The organism is Nitratidesulfovibrio oxamicus, assembly GCF_015731765.1.
Taxonomy (GTDB): Bacteria; Desulfobacterota; Desulfovibrionia; order Desulfovibrionales; family Desulfovibrionaceae; genus Cupidesulfovibrio; species Cupidesulfovibrio oxamicus.
On record NZ_VRYY01000014.1, the window covers coordinates 1 to 9,626 of the forward strand.

Sequence of the window (9,626 nt, forward strand, 5' to 3'; positions counted from 1 at the left end):
CCGCACCGCCCGGCAGAGGGCCGCTGGCCACCGGGGTGCTGGCGCTGGGCGACATCGTGTTCGACCCGGTCAGCGGGCGCGCCACCCGCGACTTTCGCCCCCTTTCCCTGCACCCGCAGGAACGGCTGCTGCTGGAACTGCTGCTGCGCCGGGCGGGCAGCGTGGTGCACCGGGCGGACATCGCCCACTGGTGCCTGGATTACGCCGCGCCAATTCCGGAAAATGGTTCCCACGCGCCTCATGCGCCTCATGCAGTAGACGTGCTGGTCTCGCGCCTGCGGCGCACCCTGGAACGCGCGGCGGGCTTTGGCGCTACCGGCACCAACAGCGGCACCCGCCTGTGCACGGTGCGCGGCGTGGGCTACCGGCTGGAAGCGGGCTGACGTCCGCGCCGTTCACGATCCTTCGAGGTTGCGGCAACCGCCACGGCGTCCCGGAGCCGCAACAGTCCTTCCCTGCCTCCAGCCATCTGCCCGCGCCCTTCGCGCCCACAGCGTCCGTCACGCTCTTCTCGTCCTCCACGTCCGGCCCATCCGATCCACTCGGCCCATCCGATCCACTCGGCCCATCCGATCCACTCGGCCAATCCGGCACCCGTTCCCCTTGCCCCCACTCCGGGCTTGCGTCGCGGGCAAGCTTGTCGCATTGTCGCATTCCCGAACCCCGCCGCGCCGCCGGTCGTCACCTGTGGCCGCCGGTCACCCAGGCCCCCACCGCACGGGCCCGCGACATGCCCGCACCAGTCTGCACGTACCGGTCTGCGCCAACCAGCCCGGGCGAACCATGGCCATCACGCCGTCAGCACGAGGAACCCGTGACCTACCGCAATCTTTTCGCCTGCGCCGCCGACCTTGAACGCCACAAGCACCTCGTGCGCATAGACGCAGAGGTGGACGCCAACCTCGAGATCGCCGCCATCCAGCGCCGCGCCTACCGCGCGGGCGCGCCCGCCATGCTGTTCACGCGGGTGAAGGGCTGCCGCTTTCCCATGCTGGCCAACCTGTTCGGCACCATGGAGCGCACGAAATTCATCTTTCGCGATACGTTGCGCGCCGTGGAAGGCATCTTCCGCCTGAAGCTGGACCCCTTCGACGCCTTTCGCCACCCCCTGCGCTACACCGGCGTGCCGCGCGCCCTGTGGTCCATGTTGCCGAAATCCGTGTCCGACGGGCCTGTGCTGCGCCACCGCTGCTCCATCAGCGACCTGCCGCGCCTGATCTCGTGGCCCATGGACGGCGGCGGCTACGTCACCCTGCCGCAGGTGTACACCGAAAGCCCCGACGCGCCCGGCCCCATGCAGTCCAACATCGGCATGTACCGCGTGCAGCTGGACGGCCCGGACTACGAGAAGGACCGCGAGGTGGGCCTGCACTACCAGATCCACCGGGGCATCGGGTACCATCATGCCCAGGCCCTGCGCCGGGGCGAGCCGCTGAAGGTGAACATCTTCGTGGGCGGGCCGCCCGCCATGACCCTGGCCGCCGTCATGCCCCTGCCGGAAGGCCTTGCCGAAATCCTGTTCGCAGGGGCCATGGCGGGCTTCCGCATTCCCATGATCCGTCGTCCCGGTGGCCTGCCCATTCTGGCCGAGGCCGACTTCTGCATCAGCGGCGCCATCGCCCCGTACCAGAAGCCGGAAGGCCCCTTCGGCGATCACCTAGGCTACTACAGCCTCGCGCACGACTTTCCCGTGCTGCGGGTGGACGCGGTGCACCATCGCCCGGACGCCATCTGGCCGTTCACCACGGTGGGCCGCCCCCCGCAGGAAGACACCGTGTTCGGCGACTTCATCCACCAGCTTACCGCCGCCCTTGTGCCGCAGGTATTCGCGGGCGTGCGCGAAATCCACGCCGTGGACGCCGCCGGGGTGCACCCGCTGCTGCTGGCCATCGGCAGCGAACGCTACGTGCCCTACGCCGGCGAACGCCAACCGCAGGAACTGATCACCTGCGGCATGGCCCTCTTGGGTTCCACCCAGACCTCGCTGTCCAAGTACGTGCTGATCATGGCCCACGAGGACGCGCCCTCCATGTCCACGCACGACTTCCCCGGCTTCTTCACGCACATGCTGGAGCGCACCGACTTCACCCGCGACCTGCACTTCGTCACCCGCACCACCATCGACACCCTGGACTACACCGGCATCAGCCTGAACCAGGGCTCCAAGCTGGTGTGGGCGGCGGCGGGCCCGCGCAAGCGGCAACTGGCCGATACCCTGCCCGGCGACCTGCCGCTGGACTCGCGATCGGAAGATGGCGACCTTGCCGCTGCTGACGGCAGCTTCGGTGATCCGCGCCTGTTCGGCAGGGGCATCGTGGTGCTGCGCGGACCCAAGCATACCGCGAAGCGCGACGAGCACGACCCGGCCATGCACGCGCTGGCCGCCCGGCTGGCCCACGCGCACGGGCTGGACGGCCTGCCCCTGTTCGTGGTTGTGGACGACCCGGCCTTTACCGCCGCCAACTGGGAAAACTTCCTGTGGGTGGTCTTCACCCGGTCCGACCCGGCCACCGACATGTACGGCGCGGGCGAGTTCACCCACTGCAAGCACTGGGGCTGCACCGGCCCGCTGGTCATCGACGCACGGCTGAAGTCGTTCCACGCCCCGGCGCTGGAAACCGACCCCGACGTGGAGCTCCGTGTGGACGCGCTGGCAGCGCCCGGCGGCCCGCTGCACGGGTACCTGTAGTCTTCGCCCTTTCCTTCCCCCGCTGCCCCCAGGCGCGCACCTTCCGGCGGCGCGGCGATACGTTCGCCGCGCCGCCACCTTTATCAGCAACCATTTACAAATATTCCTCTTTGCCTTCCGATACGGCATTCCGCCATCCCGGCGTAACAGGTTTGCCACGCGCAAACCCCCTTTTCCGCTGTCCTTTTCTTGAACTTGTGCTACACTTGGCGTAGTATTGCACGCCCATTCCAGCGGCACCGCTCTCTGGCGCGCCGTCGGGACAGTTTCATACCGTTCGCAGAGGTTGCCATGCCCCATTCCGGCCCCGAGTTGCTGACCCGGCCAGCCGCCCCTTCCATCGCCCCCGCCCGCATTCCCGATGCGGACGCGACCACCGGCATGTGCACCGTTCCTTTGCAGCCCTTTGCCGCCAAGATGGCCCGCGCCGGGCTGCCTTCCCCTCTGGTGGCGCTGTTCGCCTCCTATCTGGAGGAACTGGCCTGCGGCAGCACCGGGCTGATTCCAGAATCGGACATCCTGCCCGTAGGCCGCGACGATCTGCCGCTGCTGGACGACCTGGCTCCCTACGCCGCCACCGGTCGCGCCCGCCTGCGCGAGGCCGCGTGCATCAAGCTGAACGGCGGCCTTGGCACCAGCATGGGCATGACCCATGCCAAGTCGCTGCTGCCCGCCAAGGACGGGGCCACCTTTCTCGAACTCATCGTGCGCCAGGCCGAGCATCAGCGCCGCACCCACGGCGGGCCTTCGCCGCTGCTGTTCATGAACAGCTTCTCCACCCATCAGGACACCCTGCGCGCACTGGACGTGCTGGGCCTGCAACACACCGGCAGGCCGGGCACCTTCCTGCAGCACCGCTTTCCCAAGGTGTCCCGGGCAACCCTGCTGCCCGTGGAGTACCCGGACAACCCGGACCTGGAATGGAACCCGCCCGGCCACGGCGACCTGTACGCCGCCCTGGCCCTGTCCGGTCATCTTGTGCGGCTGCTGGAATCGGGCCGCCGCTACGCGCTCATCTCCAACGCGGACAACCTGGGCGCCACGCTGGACCCGGCCATTCTCGGCTACCTCATGGAAGAGGACATCCCCTTCCTTATGGAATGCGCGCCGCGCACCGCGTCCGACCGCAAGGGGGGGCACCTGGCCCGCTCGCGCGACGGCGGGCTGGTACTGCGCGAACTGGCCCAGTGCCCGGACGGCGACCTGGCCCGCTTCCAGGACATCGCGCGCTACGGGCTGTTCAACACCAACAACATCTGGCTGGACCTGCACGCCCTGCGCCAGCACATCGACGAGCACGGCCTGCTGCGCCTGCCCATGATCCGCAACCCCAAGACCGTGAACCCCCGCGACCCCGATTCGGAAAAGGTCTGGCAGGTGGAAACGGCCATGGGCGCGGCCATTTCGCTGTTCCCCAGGGCGCGGGCCATCGTCACCCGGCGCGAACGCTTTCTGCCCGTGAAAAAGTGCAGCGACCTTCTGGTGTTGTGGTCCGACCGCACCCTGCTGGAACCCGATGGCCGCGTGCGCCCCAACCCCGCCTGTACCACCCCCAACGTGCTGGTGGAACTGGATGGCGCGCATTACGGCACCTGGGACCGGCTGATGGCCCGCTTTCCGCACGGGGCGCCATCGTTGCTGCACTGCGGCGCGCTGGCCGTGCATGGGGATGTGCTGTTCGGCGGCAGCGTGACCGCGCGCGGGCGGGTGGTGGTGCGCAATCCCTCGTGCATGCAGGCCGTCATTCCCCATGGCGCAGTGCTGGAAGGCGACGTGAACCTGTAGCCGCGCCCGCGCGTAGCTGCTCCGTTGCCGCGCCCGCATCCGTTGCCGCGCCCGCATCCGTGCGCTGCAGCAGGCGATTCAATCTTGCGCTGCAGCGCACTCGCCCCTTCCCTGCCCTCCTCTCTCCCATCCGGCCCCATGCCTTGCCACGCCGTGCAACCCCGTGCTGCCGCCGCACATGACCGGACGCGTAAGCACGCGCGGCCATTTCTAGATTTTTTCTTGAGCTTTTTCCCGCTCTGCCCTAACGTGCCCCGTGAGACCGGTGTGCACGGGGGCATGCTTGGCGATTGCGTTGCGCCCGTGTGGCGCGCATGCAGGCCATGCGGCCCGGCCCGCCGGAACGGAGACGCAGATACCGCACGACCGTGCCGCACTGCCGTCGCCGCCCCAGCAGGACGACAGCCGCACCCCGAGCAGGGAGGGCGAACATGCCTCAGGTTGCCGCCAGAATATCTTCAGAGCAGGAACGCTGGCTGAAGGACTATTTCCGCACCAAAAGCGCCGGGGCGGAATTCATCCTCCCGTGGGCCGTGGACACCTTCTTCCGCGCCATTTCCTCCATCAAAAGCATCTTTTCCGGGCCGGAACTGAAGACCATCATCGAGGCCCACAAGGACCTGCGCCTGCTGCCCGACCACACCCGGCTGTCCTACCTGCTGCTGCGGGTCATGGACGCCTGCGACGTGGGCATGGTGCACACCAAGCACGGGGCCAGCAAGGCCAGCCTGGAAGCCAAGCTGAAACGCCTGGACGACACCCAGGCCACGGCGCTGATGGTCTGGGCCGCCGCCTACTGGGTCAGCCGCAACTGCACCGCCGACAGCCTGGACGAATATATCAAGGAATACTGAGCCGTTGCGGGTTCGTTCCGCCGTCAGTGCGCACCCATGTCGTGGGTTTGCCTGCGGAATGATCGGGGTGCCCGGCATGGAGCACCACGACACGGAAGCATCCGAGCCGGGCATGGGGCAATCGGCCAACCGGGCAATCGGACCCCGGGAGGGAACGGCAAGGGGCGCCGGATCATCATGATCCGGCGCCCCTTGCGTTTCGCCCACGGCATGTCGGCTATGCGTTCTTCCCCGGTTCGCCCTCGGGCCCGGTCGCCGCCCAGCCTTCCGGCCCGTTATCCGTCGTGAAAAAGCGCAGCCGCAACGCATTGCTGACCACGGAAACCGACGAAAGGGCCATGGCCGCGCCCGCTATCATGGGCGACAGCGTGGGCCCGCCAAAGGCGTGCAACAGCCCCGCCGCCACGGGAATGCCCAGCACGTTGTAGCCGAAGGCCCAGAACAGGTTCTGGCGGATGTTGCGCACCGTGGCCCGGCTGAGGGCAAGGGCCGTGAGCACCCCGTCCAGCCCACCGCGCAGCAGCACGATGTCGCCCGCCTCCACCGCCACGTCGATGCCGGTGCCCATGGCGATGCCCACGTGGGCGCGGGCCAGGGCCGGTGCATCGTTGATGCCGTCGCCCACCATGCCCACCACGTATCCCTCGGCCTGCAGCGCGCTGACAGCCTGTTCCTTCTGATCCGGCAGCACTTCGGCCCGCACGTCGTCGATGCCCGCCTGCCGGGCCACGGCCAGGGCGGTACGGCGGTTGTCGCCGGTCAGCATCACCACGCGCACGCCCATGCCCCTCAGGCGGCGCACCACCGCCGGGGCTTCCGGCTTCAGCGGGTCTGCCACGCCCAACAGGGCGGACATGCGACCATCAACGGCCATGTACAACGGGGTGCGCCCCTGTTCGGCCAGCGCATCGGCGCGGGCTGTGACGTGAGGTGCATCGTGCCCGGTCACGCTCTCCGCCGCCATGAAGGCCGCGTTGCCGATGGCGACGGCACGCTGCGCACCATCATCGGTCGCCACACTGCCGCGCACGCCCTTGCCGGGCACGGCCAGAAAGTCCTGTACCGGCCACGGGGCAAGGCCGCGCTCCGTGGCTCCGGCGGCCACGGCCTCTGCCAGGGGGTGTTCGGACAGGGCTTCCAGCGAGGCGGCAAGGCGCACCAGCGCAGGTTCGTCAAAAGGCGAACTGCCGGGGGCCGCCGCCACACCTTCACCGCTGCCGGAAATGGGAACCACGTCCGTAAGGCGCGGGCTGCCCACGGTGAGCGTGCCGGTCTTGTCGAACACCAGCGCGGTAAGCCGCCCGGCATGTTCCAGCGCCTCGCCGCTCTTGATCAGCACGCCCAGTTGCGCGCCGCGCCCGGTGCCCACCATGATGGACGTGGGCGTGGCAAGTCCCATGGCGCACGGGCAGGCAATGACCATCACCGCCACGAAGATGCGCAGCGCAAACGTGAATTCCGCACCGGCGACATACCACGCCACGCCGGACAGCACCGCCAGCGCCATCACCGCCGGGACGAACCACAGGCTCACCCGGTCGGCCAGGTTGGCGATGGGCGCCTTGGACCCCTGGGCGTCCTGCACCAGCCGGATGATCCTGGCCAGCACGGTGTCCGCGCCCACCCTTTCCGCACGCATGACGAACGAGCCGTGCCTGTTGATGGTGCCGCCCGCCACCGGGTCGCCGGGGTTCTTGGTCACGGGCAGGCTTTCGCCGGTCAGCATGGCCTCGTCCACGCTGCTGGCGCCCTCTTCCACCACTCCGTCCACGGCGATGCGCGCGCCGGGCCGCACCAGCAACCGGTCACCGGTCCGTACGGAGGCCACGGGCACCTCGCGCGCCTCGCCGCCTTCCATGCGCAGGGCGGTGTCCGGCGCAAGCTCCATCAGGGCCTTGATGGCCTCTGACGTGCGGGCGCGCGACCGCAGCTCGAAGTACTTGCCCAGCGACACCAGCGCGATGAGCACCGCCGCCGACTCGTAGTACAGGTCCATGACCCGCCGGGCCACTTCCACCCCAAGGCCGATCTCCACGGTGTTCCAAAGGCTGTAGGCAAAGGCCGCGCCCGTGCCCACGGCCACCAGCGAATCCATGTTGGGGGCGCGGCGCGCCAGATTGCCGAAGCCGATACGGTAGAAATCGCGCCCGAACCACATCACCGGCAGCGTCAGCAGCAGTTGCGCCAGTGCAAAGGCCAGCGGTGCGTGGTGCGGGTCGAGCCAGGCGGGCAGGGGCAGGCCCGCCATGTGGCCCATGGACAGCACCAGCAACGGAATGGTGAAGGCGAATTCGCGCGCCAGTTTGCCGCGCATGAGGGCCAGACGTGCGGCAGCTTCCTCGCGTTGGGATTCCCATAACGCGGTGCCGGCATCCTGCCTGGGCAGGATGCGCTCCGCCGAAAAGCCAAGGTCCGCGATGCGCGCGGGAATGGCGGCGGCCAGGGTCTCCGCTGCATCCGGGCCAAGGCCGGGAGCGGGCATGACCTGGGCCGTTTCCGTGGCCAGGCTGACCGTGACGGCGGCCACTCCTTCCATCTGGCCCACGGCGCGCTCGATGCGCGCGGAGCAGGCCGCGCAATGCATGCCGCGCACGGCGTAGCGCAGCAGGCCGTCGTCAGGTTCGGCGGTGGATGCGGGATCGGGCAGCACGGCCTCGAAACCAAGGTCCTTCACCCGTTCGGCAATGTCCTCCAGATGCAGGGCAGCGGGGTTCCAGGCCACGTCCATGGTCTCGGTGGCCAGGTTCACGCTGATGCGCGACACCCCGTCCATCTGCCCCACCATGCGCTCTATGCGGCCCGCGCACACTGCGCAGGTCATGCCGCGCACCGGCAGGATCTGCCGCGACAGGTCGGGCCGGGACAGGTCGGGCCGGAGCAGGGCGGAGGCGGCGTCCCCTTCCGGGACGGGAGAGGCGCCGGAGACAGTGGCGGGCTGTTGCGGAACACCGGGCAGTTCGTCGGGCGTGGTCATGGGGGCTCCTGCGGTCAACGACAGCGGCAGCAGACAAGGGGTGTGCTGTCCCGGCGCCGACCGAAACGACGGCCCCGGACCCGGCGGCCTGTTGCCAAACCGCACCCCGGAGCCTATGTTGTTGAAAGGCGTTCTCATTCAAGTAATCCCGTGCCCGCCGCAAGGCAAGGGCATGCGCAACATTCGTGACCCGCAAGCCAAGGAGCCAGCCATGCCCAGCGTTACCGTGAAGGGGATGTCGTGCAATCACTGCAAGATGTCCGTGACCAAGGCCGTTGCCGGGGTTTCCGGCGTCAAGGACGTGGATGTCAGCCTGGAGAAGGGCGAGGCCACATGGACCGAATCGGCCCCGGTGGACGTGGACGCCGTGAAGACAGCCATCCGCAAGGCCGGGTTCGACGTGGAATAACGCCGCAAGGACGTGCGCCGCGCCCTTGCGGGCGGCGGACATGACAAAAAGCGGGACGGCGCATGCCATCCCGCTTTTTTTGTTTGTGAATGATTTCGGCAAGCAAGCACTACGTCCAGATCAGGTTTCCTGAAGGACCGCAGCGCGCTTTTGGCGTATTCGACCGGAGCCTTGGCCGTTGGGTGAGCGAAGCGAACCTGACGGACACGCTTCGCCCCCTTCGGCCCGGTCCGCCAGCGGGAAAAAGGCGATTTGGCGACAGCGTCCTATTGGACGCGGACCTCTATGCCCTTATCCCCGCTCTTGACCACCTCATGCTTGGTGGGCGCGGCCTTCAGGTCCAGCACGATGCGGGTGTTCTCGCCGTAGCGGCCCACGCGCACCTTTTCGATGACCCGGTTGGACGGCACCGCGGGCGCGGAAACCGACCACGAGCCGACCAGGTCCAGGGCCAGCCGATCCGGGTTGGGCAGCACGATGTACTTGTACTGGATGGGCGCATCGCCTTGCAGGTGCAGGATGGCCGTGCTGCCCGAGAACTTGATGGTGGCCGAAGTGATGGCATGGTCACCCGTGGCTGCCCGCGGCGACGCAGGGGCGGCTGCGGCCTTGGCCGGGGCTGGCTGGGCTGCGGCTGGGGCGGCCTTTGCCGTCTTTTCTGCCTTGGCGGGGGCCGGGGCAGCCTTCTCTGCCTGCTTGGCCGAAGCGACCTTGTCCGTACCCTTGTCGGTGCCCTTGTCAGTCCCCTTGTTAGTCCCCTTGACCGGTTCCTTCTTCTTGCTTTCCAGCGGGGCGGCAAGGTCGGCGCCGGATTTGGAGGCCATGCGGCCCAGCGCGGTGCGCGGTTCGGCGGACGCGGACGCCCCGGGCGAGGTGGCGGCGGGCTCCCCCTCTCCGGGAGAAACCATGCCTGCC

At 68.5% G+C, this 9,626-nt stretch carries 7 protein-coding genes; 5 read left to right on the forward strand and 2 right to left on the reverse strand.

The window, feature by feature from the left end:
• From FVW20_RS00745 to FVW20_RS00760, 4 genes are all read left to right on the forward strand, one after another.
• A partial coding sequence (locus FVW20_RS00745) for a winged helix-turn-helix domain-containing protein (RefSeq protein ID WP_196607873.1) occupies window positions 1-383 on the forward strand: 383 nt, incomplete at its 5' end.
• Window positions 384-814: 431 nt separating this feature from the next.
• Window positions 815-2,689 (forward strand): UbiD family decarboxylase, encoded by a 1,875-nt coding sequence (locus FVW20_RS00750; protein WP_196607874.1) that lies wholly within the window; start codon window positions 815-817, stop codon window positions 2,687-2,689.
• 291 nt (window positions 2,690-2,980) lie between these two features.
• Window positions 2,981-4,474 carry a UTP--glucose-1-phosphate uridylyltransferase gene (locus FVW20_RS00755; RefSeq protein ID WP_231038748.1) on the forward strand — a complete coding sequence of 498 codons (1,494 nt, stop codon included), beginning with the start codon at window positions 2,981-2,983 and terminating at the stop codon, window positions 4,472-4,474.
• A 431-nt stretch (window positions 4,475-4,905) separates the two neighbouring features.
• Window positions 4,906-5,328: a hypothetical protein gene (locus FVW20_RS00760; protein WP_007527762.1), complete on the forward strand. Its 423-nt coding sequence runs from the start codon at window positions 4,906-4,908 to the stop codon at window positions 5,326-5,328.
• Between the two features lie 217 nt (window positions 5,329-5,545).
• Here FVW20_RS00760 and FVW20_RS00765 read toward each other — a convergent pair whose 3' ends face one another.
• Complete coding sequence (locus tag FVW20_RS00765; protein WP_196607875.1) at window positions 5,546-8,302, reverse strand: heavy metal translocating P-type ATPase; 2,757 nt, start codon at window positions 8,300-8,302, stop codon at window positions 5,546-5,548.
• Between the two features lie 211 nt (window positions 8,303-8,513).
• Between FVW20_RS00765 and FVW20_RS00770 the strand changes: the two genes are divergently transcribed.
• Window positions 8,514-8,711, forward strand: coding sequence for a heavy-metal-associated domain-containing protein (locus FVW20_RS00770; RefSeq protein ID WP_196607876.1), 198 nt, complete (start codon window positions 8,514-8,516; stop codon window positions 8,709-8,711).
• A gap of 266 nt (window positions 8,712-8,977) precedes the next feature.
• Here FVW20_RS00770 and FVW20_RS00775 read toward each other — a convergent pair.
• Window positions 8,978-9,626, reverse strand: a 649-nt coding sequence (locus tag FVW20_RS00775) for an AMIN domain-containing protein (RefSeq protein WP_196607877.1), incomplete at its 5' end; no start/stop codon positions are given.

Coding starts and splice junctions, on each gene's coding strand:
- FVW20_RS00765 (WP_196607875.1), bottom strand. CDS start 8,302: ATGACCACGCCCGACGAACTGCCCGGTGTTCCGCAACAGCCCGCCACT.
- FVW20_RS00760 (WP_007527762.1), top strand. CDS start 4,906: ATGCCTCAGGTTGCCGCCAGAATATCTTCAGAGCAGGAACGCTGGCTG.
- FVW20_RS00770 (WP_196607876.1), top strand. CDS start 8,514: ATGCCCAGCGTTACCGTGAAGGGGATGTCGTGCAATCACTGCAAGATG.
- FVW20_RS00755 (WP_231038748.1), top strand. CDS start 2,981: ATGCCCCATTCCGGCCCCGAGTTGCTGACCCGGCCAGCCGCCCCTTCC.